Raw genomic sequence first — 18,745 nt, 5'->3', positions numbered from 1 at the left:
ATAAACCGGGATCGCAGTTCTCGTCAACCTGACGAGTATGGTTCCCCGCATGCCGTCCCCACTGGAGTCATCCGCCGCCACGACCGCCCACGCCAACGGCGGCGGCGCAGCGGGCAGGCTGCCGCCGGACGTCGTGNCGGTCGCGCTCAGCGTCGATCTGGTCCTGCTGACAGTCCGCGAGGAGCAGCTCCAGGTGCTGCTGGTGCGCCGCGGGATCGAGCCCTACCGGGACCGCTGGGCCCTGCCGGGCGGCTTCGTCCGGCCGGGGGAGGATCTGGCCGAGGCGGCCGTGCGGGAGCTCGCCGAGGAGACCGGGCTACGCCACCCGCCGGCGCATCTCGAACAGCTCGCGACCTACGGCGCGCCGGATCGCGATCCCCGCGGGCGGGTCGTCACGGTGGCGTTCCTGGCGCTCGCGCCACAGTCGCGCACGCCGATCGCCGGCACGGACGCCGCCGCGAGCCGATGGGAGCCGGTCTCGACCGCTGGCGGCGGGTCCGGGCTGGCCTTCGACCATGNGGCGATCCTCGCGGACGGGCTGGAACGCGCCCGAGCGAAGATCGAGTACAGCGCGGTGGCGACGGCCTTCTGCGAAGGCGAGTTCACGGTGGCGGAGCTGCGCCGGATCTACNAGCTGGTCTGGAGCTCGCGGCTGGACCCCCGCAACTTCCACCGCAAGGTGACCGGGACCGCGGACTTCCTCGTCCCGACCGGGCGCTTCACGACCCGGGACGGCGGCCGGCCCGCGGAGCTGTACCGCCGGGGCGACGCCACGGTGCTGCATCCCGCGATGCTCCGGCCCGTCCCGCGGCTACCCTGAGCGGGCATAGGTTGCCGCGGGCGGGAGACGGCCGGGCGCCCGGGCGATCGGGGGGTGAACCCGGGCGGCCGGCCACCTCGACTATCTCACCGAAAGCACATGCGGCGTCACTATAAGTTTAGGCTCATGCCATCAGCGTTAACGACCGTGCCGGTCCGCGCCGTTGGTGACAGTTCGTCGCCCCGGCCAGGCGCCCCTGCGGGTCAGCCGAGTTCCCGCAGNGCGGCGCCAGGCCCGCCGTCTCCCCGGCCCGGTGGCTTCCACGGGTCGTCGCCGTGGCGAGAACGCCGCCCGAGGTCGGAGTCCACCCGCTCGGAGCGCCTCGGATCGACCCGTTCCAGGTCCACGCGTTCCAGGTCCACGCGTTCCAGGTCCACCCGCTCCGGGTCCAGCCGCTCCGGGTCCAGCCGGTCGGAATCAGCCCGCTTCGAATCCGGCCGGGCCCGATCCGGGCGGCCTGGATCCGGCCCGTCGGGGCGCGCCGCGGCGCCCTCCAGCTCGTCCACGGAACGGTTGGCCGCCATCCGGTCGCGCCCGAGGGCGGCGATGCCGGCGGCCACCATCACCATCGCGACGATGAACGCCACCCGATGGGCGCCGTCCGGGGCCGGCTCGCCGAACAGCGTCAGCCCCAGGGTGACCGGCAGGAAGGCGGACACCCCGCTGGTCACGGGGAAGGCGATCACCGCCGCCCGGCCCTGNAGCCCGCGCTGCTGCAGACCGAGCGCCAGCACGGAGAACAGCACGAGGACGTACGGCGTCGGGGTGGTGAGCAGGTCGGCCAGCGCGGACTGGCCCTCGCGGCGATCGTTGACCGCCAGGCCGATCTGACGGGTCGCGAGGGTGGCGATCGCATAGCAGACGCCGGCGNCCGCGCCGAATCCGAACGCCGCGCCGGCGATCATGTTCCGGGCGGCGGCGACGTTCGCAAGGAACGCGCACACCAGCGCGAAGATCAGGCCGAGGACGAGGAAGGCCAGCAGGACGTCCGTNCTGGCCGCGCTGCCGACCTCGGCACGGCGCGCGAAGGCGTAGGCGAGCAGGCCGACCCCGGCGACCATCGAGCCGACGCCCAGCCAGCCCGTCAGGCTGATCCGTTCACCGAGCACCCGCTGGGCCAGTAACGTGAAGATGATCATATCGAGGGCCATCACCGGGGCGACCATCGCCACCGGCGCGACCGAGAGGGCGTAGACCTCCAGCAGGAACGAGGCCGCCTCGACGGCGAGCCCGAGCAGCCACAACGGGCGCAGCACCAGCCGGGCCAGCAGTCCCAGCCCCAGGCCGGAACTCTCCTCCTCGCGCCGGGCGGCCCGCGCCTGCACCAGCGGCGCGACCCCGTACAGCGCGGCCGACACCATCGCGGTGGGCAGGCCGAGCGCCAACGCCTTGCTCATACGCGCGCCATCCTGGTCACGGGCGTGCCGTCGTTCGCGTCCGGATCCCGCCGTTCATGCCGGGATCCCCCTGACCCTGCCCCTGCCCATGCGCTGGCCGCCTCACTCGTCCCCCGCCACTCCGGGCCCACACCCGAGATGACAACCTCTGACCGAGTCAACACCGGGGGCCGCGTGGAACGTCCCGGGCCGGACGCGCGCCCGCCCGACGCCGCTGCGTCCCACCGCCGACGCGTCTCACCAGTGGGCACCGAATCACCAGTGGGCACCGAAGCCGATCTGCGCCAGCGCCGAGCCGAACGCCTGCTCCCACGCCTGCGGCCCGATCGCCACCCGGTCCGAGGGGGGCTTGACCCGGTCGAGGCAGGCGAGCGCGGAGCGGGTCAGCGACACCGGGTCGGTGTTGGTGACCTCGGCATGCCCGCGTTCAAGCTCCTTCTGCAGGTTGTCCCGGCCGTGCCCCGGCACGACGTCGATGAGCAGCAGGTCCCGGCCGATCACCCGCGCCTCGCTGCAGGTGTCCCCGGAGGAGGTGACGACCAGGTCGCTGGCGGCCATCAGCGCCGGGATGCGGTCGGTGAAGCCGAACGGGATGACCTTGTGCTGCCGCTCGGCCAGGGCGGTCAGCCGCGCCGCCAGCGGCTTGTTCCGCCCGGCCACCGCGAGCACGTAGATCCCCGCCGCGGCCATCGCCGCGGCACCCTCGACCAGCGGCCCGAGCCCCCAGGAGCCGGACATCAGCAGCACACACGGGGCGTCGGCCGGGATGCCGAGCGCCGCGCGCGCCTCCTCCTGGGTGGGCGGGTCGTAGAACGGCTCGCGCACGGGGGTGGGCACGACCGAGACGAGCGCACCCGGCGCGAACCGCCGCACGTAGCGAGCGGCAGTCTGCGAGGTGACCAGGTACAGGTCGGTGTTGTCGTGCACCCACAGCCGGTGCACGCAACAGTCGGTGGAGAACACCGCGGTGACCAGGCCGGGGAACTCCGGCTTGACCCGGCTGGTCGCCGCGGCGCCGGTGGCGAAGATGGAGATGACGAGATCGGTCGGCTGCTCGGTGAGCTCCTGGCGCAGCGCCGGGACGACGTAGCGGCTCGACGCCCGCTCGATCGCCAGGGCCAACCGGCCGCCGGTGCGCATCTGGGAGAAGTGCACGGCGTCGTAGAGGCCCGGCACGGCGATCATCCCGCGGAAGACCTTCTCCCCACGGGAGCCGTTGCGCCCGCCGAGCATGCGCAGGCTGTCGGCGGTCCGGGCGGTGAACCCGCGCCGCGCCAGCGACGCCCCGCACGCCTCGGCCATGACGTCGTGCCCCATGCCCAGCGAGCCGGACAGCAGCAGCGCCGATCCGCGACGAGTCGCCGGCTGTCGTGCCCCAGCCCCGGCGAGCAGGGCCGCGGCCGCGGCCTCCTCCACCGCGAGGCCGTTGATCACCGGTCCGCCGCGGTCGGGCGCCTTGTCGTCGCCGGGACGCCCGACCGCCGAGGCCACCCCCGCCGGCCGACCCTCCGTGGAGGGTCGGGTCGGGGGGGCGACGGTCGCCGCCGGATCGCCGTTGTCGGATGGTCCGCTCACCGTGATACCGCCGATCTGCGCCATGGTTACTCCGAGGACGCCGCGGAGACGTCTAGGTCGTCGACGGGCTGGACGGCCTGCGCCGGGGGCCGTCGGTTTGCCAGGTACCACTCGATGTACTGCCGTACCCCGTCCGTGAACNGGGTGGTCGGTCGCCAGCCCAGCAGCTCCAGCGCCCGCTGCGCCGACACCTCCCGGCCCCGGAAGTCGCCCGGCCGGGCCGGCACGTGCTCGATCNCCGTGCCGGGGAAGTGGCGGCACACCGCCTGCGCCATCTCCAGCACACTGACCGCCTCGGCGCCCTCCAGGGCGATGGTGGCGTTCTCCGCCTCGGGCCGCAGCGCCAGCACGTGGGCATCGGCGAGGTCGCGGACGAACACGTAGTTGCGGAACTGCTGCCCGTCGCCGGCGACGGTGAGCGACTCGCCGTCGAGCGCCTTGCGGACGAACCGGGCCAGCACCAGCTCGTCGCGCATGCCGGGGCCGTAGGGGATGCCGTAGCGCAGGATCGTGAAGGGCAGCCCGTAGGTCTGCTGGTAGCTGTGCAGCAGCAGCTCGGCGGCGAGCTTCGTCGAGGTGTAGACGTGGCCGGCGCGCCCGAGGGTGATCTCGGCGTCCTCGGTGAGCGGCGCCGGATCCGCCCGTTCCCCGACCGCGCCGTAGACCCACACGGTGCTGGCGAACAGCACCCGCCCGACGCCGGCCTGCCGGGCCGCCTCGCAGACGTTGCCGGTGCCCTCGACGTTGAGACGCACCGTGCGCGCCGGGTCGGCGTAGGCGAAGTCCACATTGGACATCCCGGCGACGTGGAACACCGCCTCGACCCCGGCCAGCGCCGCGGTCAGCCCCGGCAGATCGAGCACGTCGACCTGCCGGCTGGTCGCCCGCGGGTCGCTCGGGCGAGAGTCGACGTCGAGGGAGAGGACGTCGTGGCCGGCGTCGAGGAGCCGGTCCACGACGTGGCTGCCGATGAACCCCGAGCCTCCGGTAACGGCAATCTTCATGCTCACGCTCACCCGTCCAGGTCCAGGCTCGCCAGCGCGGCGGCGAAGGAGGTGACCACGTGGTCAGCCTCCGCGTCGGTCATGTCGGAATGGATCGGCAGGCACACGTGCCGGGCGCACAGGTCCTCCGCGACCGGCAGCGAGCGGCCCGCGTAGTCGCTGAACACGGGCTGCTGGTGCAGCGGCGCCTCGTAGACCTCACCGCTGAGCGAGACCCCGTAGCGCTCCTTGAGCTCCTTCTTCAGCCGCGCCCGGTCGATGCCGGGTCGGGGCAGCACGATGTACTTGTAGTAGTTGCAGACGTCGCCCGCGGGCACCCGCAGGCGGCCGGCGCCGTCGAGGGCGTCGAGGGCGGCATCGTAGCGGGCGGCCACGGCGGCACGGGTCGTCAGGAACTCGTCGAGGTGGCGCAGATGCACCTTGCCGGCGACGGCGTGCATCTCGCTGAGACGCCAGGCGTAGCCCTGCTTGATGTGGGTGTTGCCGAGGAAGCCCGCCTTGCCCTGGTCGCGGTAGATCAGCGCGGCCTCGTGGATGGCCGGGTCGGCGGTGACGATCATCCCGCCTTCGCCACTGGTGATCAGCTTGGTGGGATAGAACGAGAACGCGCCCNCCACCCCGAAGGAGCCGGCGTATCCCTCACCGTGGCGGCAGCCGTGGGCGTGCGCCGCGTCCTCGACGAGCGCGAGGCCCCGGTCGGCGCAGAACGCCGCCAGCTCGGCGACATCCGGCGCGATCAGTCCGCCGATGTGCACCAGCACCACGGCCCGGGTGTTGGGAGTCACGACCGCCTCGACGTCACGGACGGTCAACGCGAAGGTGTCCGGACTCACATCCGCGAAGACCGGGGTGGCCCCGGCCCGGAGTACCGCGAAGGCCGTCGCGGCGAATGTGTTGGTGGGAACGACGACGTCCGCGCCCTGAACGTCCAGACTTCGGAGAATGATCTCTAGTGCGGCTGTGCCGCTGCTCACGGCCACCGCGAACGGGGCCCGGTGAGCGGCGGCGAATGCCGCCTCGAATTCGTCGGTATGAGCACCCAAGGTCATCGCGCCGGTGGAAAGGATCTCGATCGTGGCCGACGCGATCTCCGCGCGATCCTCCGGTGAGAAGACGATGCGCGCCGCGGGGACATGCACCTGTACACCCCTGCCTTCCGAGTTATCCGTGTGAGCGGGCACTGCTCCGGATGCCCCGTATCGCGGTGACACGCCGATGCGCGGACCCCGGTCGCCCGGCACCGCGGCCCAGCCGCAATGTCGGGTCCGCGGGCATCCGCGAGACGGCATCGCCGTGATGCGGAACTCCCCTGGCGGCCGCGACCCTCGCGACCCCACGGCCCCGGATTACGCCGGCCTCCCGCCGACGCGACCGCGCCCCCTCCAACTCGTCCGGATGTAACGCCCAGCTTTGTCAGTACATGCCCAAAACAGGCTATCGACCCCGGTCGACGGCGCAGCTACGGCCCACACTGGTTATCTACGAAACATCTCACATCTATCCGAACGTAGCCGAACCTGTCGGCAAAGCGACGCCGTCCGTCGGGTCGTTCATCCACATCGCCGACGACACGCACTCCAGGACGGACGGTGATCGGTCGTGGGTGCCCCCCTCCCTCCCTGCCGACGGTCCGGAACGCCGCCGGGCGCACGGGGCATCGTCGCGCCTCCGATACCCGTTGTGGCAGTCAGTCACCCTCTCGCCACCGGTCGCGAGCGGGGCGGGCCTGACTCACCGGGGGCCCCTGGCCAGACCGGCGCGGTGACGTGTCACTCCGCGAGACGGGGATCGCCCGATCGGGGACATCCGCCGGGAGAGGCTGATCGGCGGGGCGGGCAGCGCGCCAGCCGACCACCGGGAGATCGCGCCGACGGTGGTCGCCGGACGTGGACGGGGGCGTCGGCGCGTGGACCTGGGGGCCAGGATTCACCCCGCGGGGGTGGGCGGCGACACGGCGCCATCCCGCGACCGCCGACAGAGGCGAACGCTCCGGCCTGGGAACGCTCCGAGTTGGGAACGCTCCGCACACACTCGCACGCAAGAAGTCCCGGTGAAGCCACCTCACCTGGCGTACGGGGGGAACGCAGGTGCAGAACTTCACCGGGACTAAGGGAAAGTGTACGACCCCCATCTGTCGGACGCGACAGGACCAAAGTCTCTAACATCCGACTCTTGCCCTCCGACGCCCCAACGTGCTTGACAATGGACGATTAGCTATCAAACCGCCCGCTGGAAGCTGATCTCGCCACGGTCCGTGTCGNACAACATCCAGTGAGACGGCTTGCCCCGGGCGGGCCCGACGTTGACCACCAGCGTGGCAGCGCCGGCCGGACCCACACCGGCGGAATCCGTGCCGGCCGGACCCGCGCCGCCCGGACCGGGGACGGGTGATGGTCCGCTTGCCGGGCCGACGACCGCGAGGCCGCCCCCGCGGTCCGGCCGGAACACCGGGACCAGTTGAGGCACCGGGACCAGTTGAGGCACCGGGACCGGTTGAGGCACCGAGACCGGCCGACCGGGCTCGATGGGAGGCAGCGCCCGCACGACTGCCGCCAGCCCCACCAGCCCCGCCTCCGGGCCATCCGCCGCATCGCCGTCGGGGGCGGTGTCCGACCAGACGATTTCGAACATGGCCTCCTGGTGGGTGTGCCCCACCACCACGACCGGCACCCGGGGGACGTCGGCGGCGACCGGCACGAGCAGGTCCCGTCCGTCCATGACGCCGTGGGCTGCCGTCCCGACCGGCTCGCCCGGGCCGTCGGCGGGCTGGGCGCGGCCGGTCGACCAACGGATCTGATGGCCGTGCAGACCCACGAGGCCGTGCAGACGATCCCGCTCGGGCGCGTCGAGCAGCGCGGCGAGGTCGGCGGGTACCTGCTCGGGCCGCAGCAGCTCGTGGATGCGCAGCTCCTGGTTGCCCAGCACCCGGCGGATGCCGGCGAGGCGCGCCCACAGCGCCGGATCGGGGTCGACGACCCGCTCCAGCGGCCAGAACCGCGAGGGATCGTGCAAGCGGCGCGGGACCTTCGCCTCCAGGTAGTCACCGAGGCAGACGATCTCGTCGGCGCCCGCCGCCGCGGCAGCGGCGAGAATCCGCCGCAGCGCCCCCGGCCGGCCATGGAGGTCGGCAAGCACGGCATATCGCATCCCACCAGCATCCCCGGTCCGCTGTTGCGCTGCTGGGCGATCCGCGGTCCGCGGTCCGCGGCGCAACGGCGCCGGCTGGCGGGCCTCGACCGCCACAAAGGCACGAATCGCCCGAAAATCGGCGAACCATCGCCGGTTCGGCCTGGTGCCGACAGGTGGTGCGCAAAACACCCCAGTCCGGTCAATCGTCGCAAAGAAAGAGTCAATCAGGGCGACGGGCAATGCCGCCTGGTCCGCCGCGGCCAGACCGGGACCAGAAAGCGCGGGCTNCGTCGCGGATCGTCGTGTTCGTCGCACACGGGAATCGGCGAGGTGCTTGACTGCAACCCGTGCATCGAGGGGATCTCCGCGGAACGTGCCGACCGCCGGTACCGTCCCGCGTTTTGTCGTCGACGACGACCGGCGGCGCTCCGGCTAGACCGACGACAGGCGATCCGCGTGGTCACGTCCCGGTCCCGATCGAGGAGCGTTCATGGAGCTGACGGAGAACGATCGGCAGAGCCTCAACGAGGTTCCCCATCCGGCGCTTCCACCGGGTAGCAACCTGTATGGATCAACCAAGATCTTCCCAGACTACCAGGCCCGCGACGGCGAGTGCTACCTCACCCTCATCCACGGGATCGCGCACGAGTCGTCGGTCAGCTTCGTCGCGATACTGCAGGCCACCCGCGCCCTGCGTAAAGGATTCGAGTCCGTGCTCTATTTCTACGGGCCCGGCGCGATGAACACGATGGCGACCCGGGGGTTTCCGCACACCGGCGATTCCGCGTTTCCGGGTGAGCACAACATCAATCACCAGATCGAGACGTTCATCAAAGAGGGCGGAAAGGTCTACGTCTGCCGGTTCGGACTGTCGCTGCACGGCCTGCGCGAGGAGGACGTCATCGACGGGGTGATACCCGCGCATCCGCTGGACATCCAGGACTGCGTCATCGAGTACACACGGCGTGGCGCGATCATCAACTCCACCTTCATGTTCTGACCGATATGTGCCGACCGACCGGATGCNCCCGATGCCGGCGAACGCCAGCATCCGACCGGNCCCGCGACCTCGGCCAGACGCGGCCTCCTGCTACCCGGAACGGGCGTGACGCTGCGCTGGCCCGACGGTGTGCGCACCCTCGTGCTGGCCGGGCACATCACCGGCCTTGGCCACGCCTGACCGGCCGTCGACCGATCACTGCCGGTCCACGCCGCTCCCCGGGAGGTCACGTGCGCGTCACAACTCCGTCGCAGCGTGCCAGGTGACACATCGTCAATCCGACAACCTGCCCCGGAAGGGCCGGAACTCCGGGCAAGCGGTGTTGTATCAGGGTGGGACACGTCGCAGGCCGCCCGGCCGGCGACCGGAGCCACCCGCCCCACGACCCGAACGGCAGAGACCTGGGATGGAAGACGAAGCACCGGCCTGGTTCGAGGCCGCCCTTGACAGCCGACCGCAGCGGCACGAGACCAAGGTCGCCGGCGCCACCATCAGCTACCGCTGCTGGGGTGCGGCCGGGCGGCCGGCGATCGTCCTGGTTCACGGCGGCGCCGCCCACGCGGGGTGGTGGGACCACATCGCCCCCCTGATCCCCAGCGAGTACCGGGTCGTCGCCCTGGACCTGTCCGGCCACGGCGACAGCGACCGGCGCGAGGACTACACGCTGAACACGTGGGCGGCGGAGGTCATCGGCGTCATCGACCACGCCGGAATCACCTCGCCGCCGATCATCATCGGCCACAGCATGGGCGGCTGGGTCACGATCATGACCGCCGCCGAGTACCCGGACCGGGTCGCCGGCATCGTCGTCGTCGACTCCCCCGTCCAGGAGTTCACTCCGGAGGAGCGGGCCGCCCGCGACCGGACCGCCTTCGGGCCACTGCGGGTCTACCCCACCGCGACCGACGCCCTCGCCCGGTTCCGCACGGTTCCGNACCAGCCGAGCTCGCTGCCGTTCATCATCGACCACATCGCCCGTGGGTCGATCGGCTCGGTGCAGGGCGGCTGGACATGGAAGTTCGACCCGAAGGTGTTCGGCAACCGCACGCCCTCCCCGGAGGTGCTGCGCAAGGTGCACTGCCGGGTCGCACTGTTCCGGGCCGAGTACGGCCTGCTGACGCCGGACATCGGGGTGCAGATGTACAACCTGCTCGGCCGGGTGGCGCCGGTGATCGAGATCCCGCTCGCCGGTCACCACGTGATGCTCGACCGGCCGCTGTTGCTGGTCACGGGCATCCGCACCATCCTGGCCGACTGGGAGCACTCCTCCCCCCAGGAACGCACCGACTGAACCCCGGGAGCGCACCGACCGAGGACCCCGCCGGGGCGGGCGCCCGGGGGCCGGCCCGCAAGGTGGGTTGACCAGGGTCGGACGGGTACATCTGCCGTCATGTCACGACGGCAGTGGAGATCGTCATGAATCCGTCCGCCCTCCTCGGGCACCGCCACGACGACCGCGGGCGCCGGACCAGTCGGCCGGTGCGGGAGGTCGATCCGCCCGAGCACGGCCCGACGTCCGTTCCGGCGCGAGGCTGGCTCTCCGTCGCGAAAAGGGTGAAGTCACAGCTCGGCATCCTGTCGATCCCGCTGATCGCCAGCGGCGTGGCGTTCTGGGCGATCCTGTCGATCTTTCCGGCCGCCATCGCGGTGCTCACCGTCTACGGCCTGGTCGCCAGCCCCCAGACGGTGAGCGACCAGATCGCCCACCTGTCCGACTCGCTGTCGCCGTCGACGAGCACGGTGCTGCGGGACTGGCTGAACGGCATCGTCTCGACGAACCACTCCGGGCTCGGTCTGGGCCTGCTACTGAGCCTCGCGGGGGTGCTCTGGGCGGTCTCCTCCGGCACGCAGAACCTGATCAAGGCCGTGACCGTGGCCTTCGAACAGGAGGAGACGCGGGGGCCGGTCCGGCTGCGGGCGCTCGCGGTCGCGATGAGCCTCGGCGGGGTGGTCGTCGCGGTGCTGGTCGTCGGCGGCATCACCGCCGGCGGCTCCCTGCTGTCCCACCATGTGGCGGACGGGACGGTCCGGGTGGTGCTCACGGTGGTGCAGTGGCTCGTGCTGGCGCTGATCGTGATGGCCGCGGTCGCCACGCTCTACCGCTTCGGGCCGGCCCACACCCCGGCGAACTGGCGGTGGGCGTCGATCGGGGCCGTGGTCGCGACCGTGGCGCTGATCGTCGCCTCGGTGGCGTTCTCGTTCTACGTGCGCGCCTTCGGCCACTACAACAAGACCTACGGCGCGCTCGGCGGCGTGGTCATCCTCATGCTGTGGCTGTACTACGCCGTCACGGTCGTGCTCATCGGCGCGCTGCTCAACGCCGAGGCGGCCCGCGAGGCGACCGGCGCCACCGCGCCCGAGACCTATCCGGAGGCCTCCCCCGTCGGCGTGCGCCGCCCCTGGGACCGACCGGAATCCGATGATGAGGCCGATCGGGATGGGGAGACCGCCGACGACCGCCCTGCGGGCGCGGCCGAACGGATCAGGACGGGTATTCGTTTCAGGCCTCACGAGAGGCGCGGTTAAGCGGCCCAAGGTGGGGAATTCCGCAGACCACACGATGTTCCACGGGTGCCGCCACGCGGACGCCCCACCAGGAGAACCCGCGAGGAGAACCCATGACGAGCACATACCGTCAACAGCCGGACGTCACTGCCGATCCGTACCCGAATGATATTACCGCGTACCGGGGCGGTGTCGACATGGCCGCGCCGGACGAGTCGACCCAGGTGCTGCGCNCCCCGGCCGCCCCGCCCACGACCGCCCCGCCCACGACCAGCAGCCNCGCCGGACAGCCGACCGCGCGCCAGGACGGGGAGGGACACTCCGGGGGCCGCGGTTCGACCGGGCAGCTCGTCTCCGAGGTCGTCACGGACATCTCCACCCTGTTCCGACAGGAAGTCGCCCTCGCGAAGGCGGAGGTCCGCGAGGAGGCGAAGAAGGCCGGCAAGGGGGCCGGCATGTTCGCCGGCGCCGGCGGCGCCGGGTACTTCGCGCTGCTGTTCGCCCTGCTTGCCGTCATGTTCGGGCTCGGGGAGGTGATGGCGCTGGGCTGGGCGGCTCTCATCGTCACCGTCGTGCTNGGCGCCGTCGCCGCGGTGCTGGCGCTGAAGGGTCGCTCCACCGTTCGCAGGGTCCACCCGGCCCCGACGCAGACCGTGGAGACGCTGCGCGAGGACGTCCAGTGGGCGCAGAGCCGACGCAGGTAAGCCCCTCCTTCTCCCCGTGCACGGCTCGGACTTCACCAGCGCAGATACCGACTGAAAGGCCAGGTGGGCAGTGACCAGCACGAGTCCGGATGAGATCCGGTCCGACATCGAGGCGACCCGGGCCCGGCTCGGCGACGATCTCGACGAGCTTTCCGACCGCGTCAGCCCNCAGAAGGTGGCCGGGCGCACGGCGCAGGACCTCCGGCGCCGAGTGAGCTCGGCGACCGAGTCGGTGCGGCCGAAGGTGGCCGCGACGACGGGTACCGCCACCGAAAAGGCCCGCCAGACCGCGGACCAGGCCAAGGCCACGGTGCGCCGCCAGCTCGACGCGCACCCGCAGGTCGCGGCGACCGCACAGCGGGCCAGAGACACCGCCGGCTCCGCCAGTCAGACGGTCCACCGCCAGCTCGACTCCCACCCGCAGGTCGCGGCGAAGGTGAGCCAGGTGCGCGACACCGCGGGCGGGGCGGTCAACGCCGGCCGGCAGAAGGCCGCCGCGAACCCCAGAGCCACCGGCTCCACCGCCGCGGCTACGGCTGCGCTGCTCGCGTTGCTGCTGATCGTGCTGCGCCACCGGCGCCAGGGCACGGAGACGCTCGACTGACGACCCTCGCCGGGAGATCCGGCCACCGGACGCCCGGGCACGTGCGGGACTGACCCCACGTGCCCGGGCGTTGCCATGCCCCGGGCGGTCAGGACGGCTGGGTCCTGCCCAGGACGGCGCGGCGGTTCAGGACGGCGCGGCGGTTCAGGACGGCGCGGCGGTTCAGGACGGCGCGGAGCGGTCGGCGGGGTCCGGCGCCGGCGCCGGGTCCGGCACGCGGTACCGCACGCGCAGGTCGCGGATCCGGCTGTCCCGGTCGATGCGGATCTGCTCGCGGCCGACGTCCGCGTCGGCGAGATCGGCGGCGACCCGCAGCGAGGTGCCGATCTCGTCCCGGCGCCGCACGTACTGGCCGTAACGATCGGCGGCGCCCTCGGCGAGGGCCTGGGCGAGCTCTCCGCGGCGACGCGCGGTCTGGCCGATCTGCAGGGCGTCGACCTCGTCGGTGGTCTCCCCCTGCCACTGGACGAGCCGCTCCCGGCGCCGCAGCTCCGTCTGCTCCAGCGTCCGCTTGAACATCAGCGGACCGAGGTCGATGCCGAGCAGCAACAGGGTCAGCACCGTCCGNCAGAGCAGCACGGAGCGGTCGGCGGCCGTCAGCCGCCAGAACGCCTTCTCCCGGATCAGCAGGTCGTCGGCGGCGTCGACGGTGGCGGTCTGCTGGTCACGGAAGTGCGCGCGACGGGTGTCGCGGGACTGGTCGAAGGCATCCAGGCGGGCCTGGGCGGCATCGCGCTGGCCGGTCGCGGTGGTCACCGCCGTGGTCGCGGCGCCGAGCTCGCCGAGCTTGATCCGGTACACCGGCCCCTCGCCGCTCAGACAGCCGTCGCCCCCGGTGAGCTGGCAGTTCACCTCGGCGGTCTTGCCGGTGACGAGGGCGTGGGCGCCGTCCAACGCATGCTGGCGGGCGGCGAGGTCGTCGCGCAGGACCCGCTGCTNGCCGAGCTGGTTGGCATCCCAGCCGCGCAGCACCCGGCCGAGATCCTCCTGCCGGATCTGGGTGACCCGCGGCGCGATCGACGGCGCGAAGATCCTCAGTAGCAGCGTCTCCCCGACGAGCACCGCGGCGCAGACGGCGATGAAGATCCGCATGACGGTGGCCGGCCCGGCCCGGCCCACCCGGACGGACCCGTCCGGACCGTAGCGGTACGGGCGGGCGGACAGCAGCACCGATCGGTCGAGGAAAAAGATCACCGTTGCGTAGAACAGGCCGAACGGGAGCGCGCCGAGGGCCGAGCGGTGCAGGCCCATCCCGGCGACGGTGGCCCCTGCGTAGGTGGCGAGCCCAGCGGTCAGCAGCATGAGTGCACCGGCGGTGACGAAACGGTGCCGGTCCTGCGGACCTACCGCGCGGCTGTCCGCGCCCGTGCAGAAGACGAGGAGATCTCCGAAGGCACGCGGACAACCTGGCCATACGCGAGAAATCGGCCTACCCCCTCATCGGCGCCCCCGTGGCCGCGGCCAGTCTCGGGGCCGCCGCCAGCGTCTCTCGCAATGTAACTCTGGGTAATCGATCCGGCCATCCCGGATCGGTGCTTGGGCGGCCCTGCTGCGGCGTCCGCGGCCGGCGTGCGAATCTGACCGGTGCGGATGCCCGGCAGCGAGGGAGGAACAGCGGTGGGACAGANCAAGGTCGTGGTCCAGCGGGCCGTGCCCGGCACGCCCGAGCAGGTCGTCGCGAAGCTCGCCGACTACCAGGGCACCCGCGCCCGGTCCTGGCCGGAGAACGTCTCGGAGTACCGGGTGCTGGCGGGTGGCATCGGCGCGGGCAGCCGGATCGCCTACCGGCTGCAGGCCACCCGCAAGCGGGTCCGCCAGGTCGACGCGACGGTGTCCGCGCCGGATCCGACCACCCTCGTCGAGGCGGACCAGAACTCCTCGCTGCAGACCCAGTGGCAGGTGACGCCCGGCGCCGGCGAGCGGCAGAGCACGGTCACGGCGACCACCACGTGGGACGGCGCCGGCGGGGTCGGCGGCTTCTTCGAACGCACCTTCGCCCCGATCGGCATCCGCCGGCTGAACACCGCGGTCCTGGACAAGGTCACGGCCCTTCCGGACTGACCCCCGCCGCGTCCCCTCGGCACCGGGCCGGCCACCGCCGTCACCAGACGCGGGCGAGGACGTTGCTGACGTAGCCGTTCATCCGGTCGAGTTTTGGTTTGTCGGCCGGATCGGTGGCGGATAGTTCGCCCTGGGCCCACTGCGCGGCCCAGGTCGGGACATTGTGCGCGGCAATGACGTACAGCCAGTTATGGCCCCAGCGGTCGGAATCAAAGCGTTCTCGCATCGCCCGGGCGGTGGAGTCGAGCGCCCAGAAGGGATCAAGCGCCCGGGCGGTGGTGATCTCCGGAAGCGTGGTGTTCCACTGGCAGAGCCCGAAATCCGAGTTGGTCCAGTAGCCGACCGCGCCGGGATCCCAGTTGCTCTCGATGGTGGTGATACCGCGCAGGAGTCCGCGGGGGACCGTGTACTTCAACGCGTAACGGTCCGCGATCGGCATGAACAACGCGTAGGACGTCTCCTTGTTGACGAATCCCGCCAGGCTGTGCTCGACCGCCGGCAGGTACATGTCACGGTTGATCACGGGCTGCAGCTTTTCCTGGAAGGCGATGACGGCCGCCCTGGTGGCGGCGGTGAAGCGGCCGTCGGTCGGCACCGGGGTGCCCGGCCCGCCGTGCCAGTTCAGCGCCCGGCTGAGCGCGGTGACCCCGGCGCGAACGGCGAGGATGTCCGCGTCGGTGCTGCCGGCGGGTGGGGCCTCGCCCGCGCCGACGCCGTAGCACCGGCCCGGCCCGGCGGCGGATCCGCCCTCCGCCGGGGCGATGGTCCCGCCCCGGCCGTCCGTGGGCCAGGCTCCGCGCCCGACCCGGGTCCGCTCCGCTGACGTCACCGCAGTCTCCTCCCCCACCGGGCGTGCGCGCCAGCGCCGCGACCGGTCAGACGTACATGAACATCCGCACGGTCGTGCCGGCGCTCCCCGAACGGAGCTGCACGAGATCGCAGAGCTGGTTGACAAGCCAGAGCCCGCGCCCGCCACTGAGGTCGAGGTCCGGACGCCGTCGCCCGGCGAGCCGGTCGGCGAGCTGACCGGAGTCGGTGACCTCGCAGATCAGGCAGCCGGCGAAAATCCAGAAACGCGCGGCTCCTCGCCCGCCGCCGTGGCGGATGCTGTTCGTCGCGACCTCGTGCACGGCGAGTTCGAGATCGCCGGCTCGGTCCTCCCCCAGCCCGTCCGCGAGGGCCGCGCGGGTGGCCGCCGCGCGGACCAGACCGAGGTCAGCCGGGCCGAACGCAACCTCGGCCCGCGGCGGACCGAGGTCCGGTAGCGGCTCGGCAAGCAGATCCCATCGGGTAGCCGTGCCTGGCCGGGCCGGCAGATCGGCCCCCTCGCCTGGGCCGGAGGCAACGCCCGTCGCAACGGCCACGGTAGCGTCGGCCACCGCCGCGGCGGCGACAGCAGCGGCGGCGGCGACAGAGGTGGCGCTGGCAGACGTGACACCGGCCTCGGCCACCACGGCGGCGGCCGTGGCCGAAGCGGCTCCGGCCTCGGCCACCGCGACGGCGACGGCGGCAGCCGCGGCCGTCACCGACGCGGCCGGTCCGGCCGGCGGCCGGTAGCGCGCGCTGATGCGGCCGAGCCCGCCGTCCACCACCACCGGATGGGTCTGCCACACCTCGTCGACGGTCACCGAATCGAGCGCGGTCACCTCGTAGGGGCAGCGCAGCCGCCAGGCCGGCGGGGCGGCGAAGGCCTCGTTGAGCAGGGCCTCGTGGAGCATGCATTCCCGTTGCTCGGGAACGGGGCGCCCGGACCACAGCGGCTCGCCGATCCCGCGGACCGTCCGGCCCCGTTCGATCCCGAGGTCGAGGAATTCCTGCCAGGCGGGGATGATGCGCGCCGGATTCCGGCCGACCTCCGTCAGGTCAAGAAATGTGACTCGCCTCGCGGCCCGGCCGAGCACGGCCCGAAGAAGCGCCATCCGCGAGGGCGTCACCGCGACGAGAACGTCCTCGTCCGCCGCGAGGCCGGCGAGGATGAAATCCCTGGTCGCACTGAGGAAACCGACGTCACCCCGGTACAGGAAAGCCTCGTGGCGAATGCCGCCGACGCCGGTCGGGCTCAGGGCCGGGCCGCGAACGGGGCCCGGAGTACTCTCCCGAGTCACTCCGCCGCCCTGCGTCNCAATCCGGCGGCGGACGGCCCCGGCATGGACGTGCCGTATCCAGCCGGACCACGTCCGGAATGCGGAGAATAACAGTCTCCCGCACCCGCGGCCCCACCCCCTGTGCGCACGCGCACATCATAGGTCATGTCGCACCAATGGGATATGCCCAGCAACGGAATCGAACGGGACGGATCACACCGGATCACACCGGACCAGCCACGACCACGGAGGATGCCCTCGGCGGACGGCGGCCCGGGCCGATCGCCGCACCGCGGCCCACGGGCGGCGGCCGGCGCATCAGCCCGGATGGCCGCCCGGGCGGAAAGCGGCGGGTGATCGCCCGTAGTCTCGCAGTCAGCGCGGATCGGCCGGACGGCCCGGCACCGCGCTGACGCGCACAGCAGCGACGAGGACGAGAAGGCGGATCAGGCATTGTGACGACGACATCTGTCCCACAGCGGTCCATCCATCAGCGGATCGCCGACGAGCTCGGCGTGCGCCAGGGGCAGGTGACGGCGGCGGTCGACCTGCTCGACGGGGGCGCCACCGTGCCCTTCATCGCCCGCTACCGCAAGGAGGCGACGGGCACCCTCGACGACACCCAGCTACGCACCCTGGAGGAGCGGCTGCGCTACCTGCGGGAGCTGGAGGAGCGGCGCACGGCGGTGCTGGAGTCCATCCGCGCCCAGGGCAAGCTCGACGAGGCCCTTGAGGCGCAGATCCTGGCGGCGGACTCCAAGGCCCGGCTGGAGGACATCTACCTGCCGTACAAGCCCAAGCGGCGGACGAAGGCGCAGATCGCCCGGGAGGCCGGCCTGGAGCCACTGGCCCTGGCCCTGCTGGGCGACCCTGCCCTCGACCCGCACGGCACGGCGAGTGGCTACGTCGACCCGGAGAAGGGGGTGGCGGACGCCGGGGCCGCGCTGGAGGGCGCGCGGGCGATCCTCGTCGAGCGGTTCGCCGAGGACGCCGATCTCATCGGCGCGCTGCGGGAGCAGATGTGGTCCCGTGGCGTGCTCGTCTCCCGGGTACGGGAGGGCAAACAGGAGGCCGGCGCGAAGTTCGCCGACTACTTCGACTTCTCCGAGCCGTTCACCTCGCTGCCCTCGCACCGCATCCTGGCCGCGTTCCGGGGCGAGAAGGAGGAGATCCTCGACCTCACCCTGGAGCCCGACACCCCGGCCGAGCCGGGCGCCCTGCCCGCACCCGGGCCGACGAGCTACGAGCTGCGGATCNCCGAGACCTTCGGGATCTCCGACGCGGGCCGGCCGGCGGACCGCTGGCTCGTCGACACCGTCCGCTGGGCCTGGCGCACCCGCATCATCGTGCACCTCGGCGTGGACCTGCGGATGCGGCTGTGGACGGCGGCGGAGGACACCGCCGTGCGCGTGTTCGCGGCCAACCTGCGCGACCTGCTGCTCGCGGCGCCGGCCGGCAGCCGGGCGACGATGGGCCTGGACCCGGGNTACCGCACGGGCGTGAAGGTCGCCGTGGTCGACGCGACCGGCAAGGTGGTCGCCACCGACACCATCCATCCGCACGTCCCGGCCCGGCGCTGGGACGAGNCGATCGCCACCCTGGCCCGCCTGGCCGCCGAGCACCGCGTCGACCTGATCTCGATCGGGAACGGGACGGCCTCTCGGGAGACCGACAAGCTGGCCGACGACCTCATCCGCCGGCATCCGGAGCTGTCCCTGACGAAGGTGACCGTCTCCGAGGCGGGGGCGTCGGTGTACTCGGCGTCCGCCTATGCAGCGGCCGAGCTGCCCGGGATGGACGTCTCGCTGCGGGGCGCGGTCTCGATAGCCCGCCGCCTGCAGGACCCGCTCGCCGAGCTCGTC

At 72.2% G+C, this 18,745-nt stretch carries 15 protein-coding genes and 17 pseudogenes; 16 read left to right on the top strand and 16 right to left on the bottom strand.

Annotation, left to right across the window (positions count from 1 at the left end):
- Positions 1-137 precede the first annotated feature (137 nt).
- The 3 genes and pseudogenes from FF86_RS48615 to FF86_RS48605 form a co-directional block, all read left to right on the top strand.
- A pseudogene (locus FF86_RS48615) lies at positions 138-518 on the top strand (NUDIX domain-containing protein); the annotation flags it as partial.
- 1 nt (position 519) lies between these two features.
- Positions 520-631 (top strand): annotated as a pseudogene (locus tag FF86_RS48610) (DNA hydrolase); the annotation flags it as partial.
- Between the two features lies 1 nt (position 632).
- Positions 633-820 (top strand): NrtR DNA-binding winged helix domain-containing protein (locus FF86_RS48605; RefSeq protein WP_396229886.1); only part of this gene is annotated, 188 nt, incomplete at its 5' end.
- A 222-nt stretch (positions 821-1,042) separates the two neighbouring features.
- Here the strand turns inward: FF86_RS48605 and FF86_RS48600 are convergent.
- From FF86_RS48600 to FF86_RS63685, 11 genes and pseudogenes are all read right to left on the bottom strand, one after another.
- A pseudogene (locus tag FF86_RS48600) lies at positions 1,043-1,521 on the bottom strand (EamA/RhaT family transporter); the annotation flags it as partial.
- 1 nt (position 1,522) lies between these two features.
- Positions 1,523-1,690: pseudogene (locus tag FF86_RS48595) on the bottom strand (EamA/RhaT family transporter); the annotation flags it as partial.
- A gap of 1 nt (position 1,691) precedes the next feature.
- Positions 1,692-1,812: pseudogene (locus tag FF86_RS48590) on the bottom strand (EamA/RhaT family transporter); the annotation flags it as partial.
- A gap of 1 nt (position 1,813) precedes the next feature.
- Positions 1,814-2,217, bottom strand: a 404-nt coding sequence (locus FF86_RS48585) for a DMT family transporter (RefSeq protein WP_304438144.1), incomplete at its 3' end; no start/stop codon positions are given.
- Positions 2,218-2,472: 255 nt separating this feature from the next.
- A complete protein-coding gene (locus tag FF86_RS14410) occupies positions 2,473-3,816 on the bottom strand; it encodes an MGDG synthase family glycosyltransferase (protein WP_082121968.1) in 1,344 nt (447 codons plus the stop codon).
- A 2-nt stretch (positions 3,817-3,818) separates the two neighbouring features.
- Positions 3,819-3,933: pseudogene (locus FF86_RS48580) on the bottom strand (epimerase); the annotation flags it as partial.
- Position 3,934: 1 nt separating this feature from the next.
- Positions 3,935-4,029 (bottom strand): annotated as a pseudogene (locus FF86_RS48575) (epimerase); the annotation flags it as partial.
- Position 4,030: 1 nt separating this feature from the next.
- A partial coding sequence (locus FF86_RS14405; RefSeq protein WP_242418765.1) for an NAD(P)-dependent oxidoreductase occupies positions 4,031-4,796 on the bottom strand: 766 nt, incomplete at its 3' end.
- 8 nt (positions 4,797-4,804) lie between these two features.
- Positions 4,805-5,408, bottom strand: a pseudogene (locus FF86_RS48570) (DegT/DnrJ/EryC1/StrS family aminotransferase); the annotation flags it as partial.
- 1 nt (position 5,409) lies between these two features.
- The coding region (locus FF86_RS48565; protein WP_242418784.1) for an aminotransferase class I/II-fold pyridoxal phosphate-dependent enzyme at positions 5,410-5,935 on the bottom strand (526 nt) is incomplete at its 3' end.
- A gap of 1,122 nt (positions 5,936-7,057) precedes the next feature.
- On the bottom strand, positions 7,058-7,943 hold an 886-nt coding region (locus FF86_RS63685; protein ID WP_304438143.1), incomplete at its 3' end, for a metallophosphoesterase.
- 472 nt (positions 7,944-8,415) lie between these two features.
- Here FF86_RS63685 and FF86_RS14390 point away from each other — a divergent pair.
- From FF86_RS14390 to FF86_RS14370, 8 genes and pseudogenes are all read left to right on the top strand, one after another.
- A complete protein-coding gene (locus FF86_RS14390) occupies positions 8,416-8,925 on the top strand; it encodes an MSMEG_0572/Sll0783 family nitrogen starvation response protein (protein WP_009741028.1) in 510 nt (169 codons plus the stop codon).
- 406 nt (positions 8,926-9,331) lie between these two features.
- Positions 9,332-9,859: pseudogene (locus tag FF86_RS48555) on the top strand (alpha/beta fold hydrolase); the annotation flags it as partial.
- 1 nt (position 9,860) lies between these two features.
- Positions 9,861-10,216 (top strand): alpha/beta fold hydrolase (locus FF86_RS48550; protein WP_396229885.1); only part of this gene is annotated, 356 nt, incomplete at its 5' end.
- Between the two features lie 125 nt (positions 10,217-10,341).
- Complete coding sequence (locus FF86_RS14380) at positions 10,342-11,451, top strand: YihY/virulence factor BrkB family protein (RefSeq protein WP_044886021.1); 1,110 nt, start codon at positions 10,342-10,344, stop codon at positions 11,449-11,451.
- A gap of 259 nt (positions 11,452-11,710) precedes the next feature.
- Positions 11,711-12,007: pseudogene (locus tag FF86_RS48545) on the top strand (phage holin family protein); the annotation flags it as partial.
- Position 12,008: 1 nt separating this feature from the next.
- The coding region (locus tag FF86_RS48540; RefSeq protein WP_242418783.1) for a phage holin family protein at positions 12,009-12,134 on the top strand (126 nt) is incomplete at its 5' end.
- 70 nt (positions 12,135-12,204) lie between these two features.
- Positions 12,205-12,302: pseudogene (locus FF86_RS48535) on the top strand (DUF3618 domain-containing protein); the annotation flags it as partial.
- Position 12,303: 1 nt separating this feature from the next.
- Positions 12,304-12,738 (top strand): hypothetical protein (locus FF86_RS14370; RefSeq protein ID WP_242418764.1); only part of this gene is annotated, 435 nt, incomplete at its 5' end.
- A gap of 162 nt (positions 12,739-12,900) precedes the next feature.
- Here the strand turns inward: FF86_RS14370 and FF86_RS48530 are convergent.
- The 3 genes and pseudogenes from FF86_RS48530 to FF86_RS48520 all read right to left on the bottom strand — a co-directional run.
- Positions 12,901-13,305, bottom strand: a pseudogene (locus FF86_RS48530) (DUF4407 domain-containing protein); the annotation flags it as partial.
- A gap of 1 nt (position 13,306) precedes the next feature.
- Positions 13,307-13,676: pseudogene (locus tag FF86_RS48525) on the bottom strand (DUF4407 domain-containing protein); the annotation flags it as partial.
- 1 nt (position 13,677) lies between these two features.
- The coding region (locus tag FF86_RS48520; protein WP_242418763.1) for a DUF4407 domain-containing protein at positions 13,678-14,040 on the bottom strand (363 nt) is incomplete at its 3' end.
- Between the two features lie 326 nt (positions 14,041-14,366).
- Here FF86_RS48520 and FF86_RS14360 point away from each other — a divergent pair.
- A partial coding sequence (locus FF86_RS14360; RefSeq protein ID WP_242418762.1) for an SRPBCC family protein occupies positions 14,367-14,799 on the top strand: 433 nt, incomplete at its 5' end.
- 40 nt (positions 14,800-14,839) lie between these two features.
- Here FF86_RS14360 and FF86_RS14355 read toward each other — a convergent pair.
- Both FF86_RS14355 and FF86_RS14350 read right to left on the bottom strand, forming a co-directional pair.
- Positions 14,840-15,628, bottom strand: a complete 789-nt coding sequence (locus FF86_RS14355; protein ID WP_044885951.1) for a peptidoglycan-binding protein — start codon at positions 15,626-15,628, stop codon at positions 14,840-14,842.
- A gap of 46 nt (positions 15,629-15,674) precedes the next feature.
- Positions 15,675-16,904 (bottom strand): MEDS domain-containing protein, encoded by a 1,230-nt coding sequence (locus tag FF86_RS14350; RefSeq protein ID WP_044885950.1) that lies wholly within the window; start codon positions 16,902-16,904, stop codon positions 15,675-15,677.
- A gap of 434 nt (positions 16,905-17,338) precedes the next feature.
- Between FF86_RS14350 and FF86_RS48515 the strand changes: the two are divergent.
- From FF86_RS48515 to FF86_RS48500, 4 pseudogenes are all read left to right on the top strand, one after another.
- Positions 17,339-18,139 (top strand): annotated as a pseudogene (locus FF86_RS48515) (Tex-like N-terminal domain-containing protein); the annotation flags it as partial.
- A gap of 1 nt (position 18,140) precedes the next feature.
- Positions 18,141-18,369, top strand: a pseudogene (locus FF86_RS48510) (hypothetical protein); the annotation flags it as partial.
- Position 18,370: 1 nt separating this feature from the next.
- Positions 18,371-18,469, top strand: a pseudogene (locus FF86_RS48505) (hypothetical protein); the annotation flags it as partial.
- A gap of 1 nt (position 18,470) precedes the next feature.
- Positions 18,471-18,745, top strand: a pseudogene (locus FF86_RS48500) (RNA-binding transcriptional accessory protein); the annotation flags it as partial.

Source organism: Frankia sp. CpI1-P (genome assembly GCF_001421075.1).
GTDB classification, from domain to species: Bacteria; Actinomycetota; Actinomycetes; order Frankiales; family Frankiaceae; genus Frankia; species Frankia torreyi.
The sequence above is the reverse complement of the archived record's forward strand: the minus strand, read 5'-3'. Positions and strand labels throughout refer to the sequence as shown.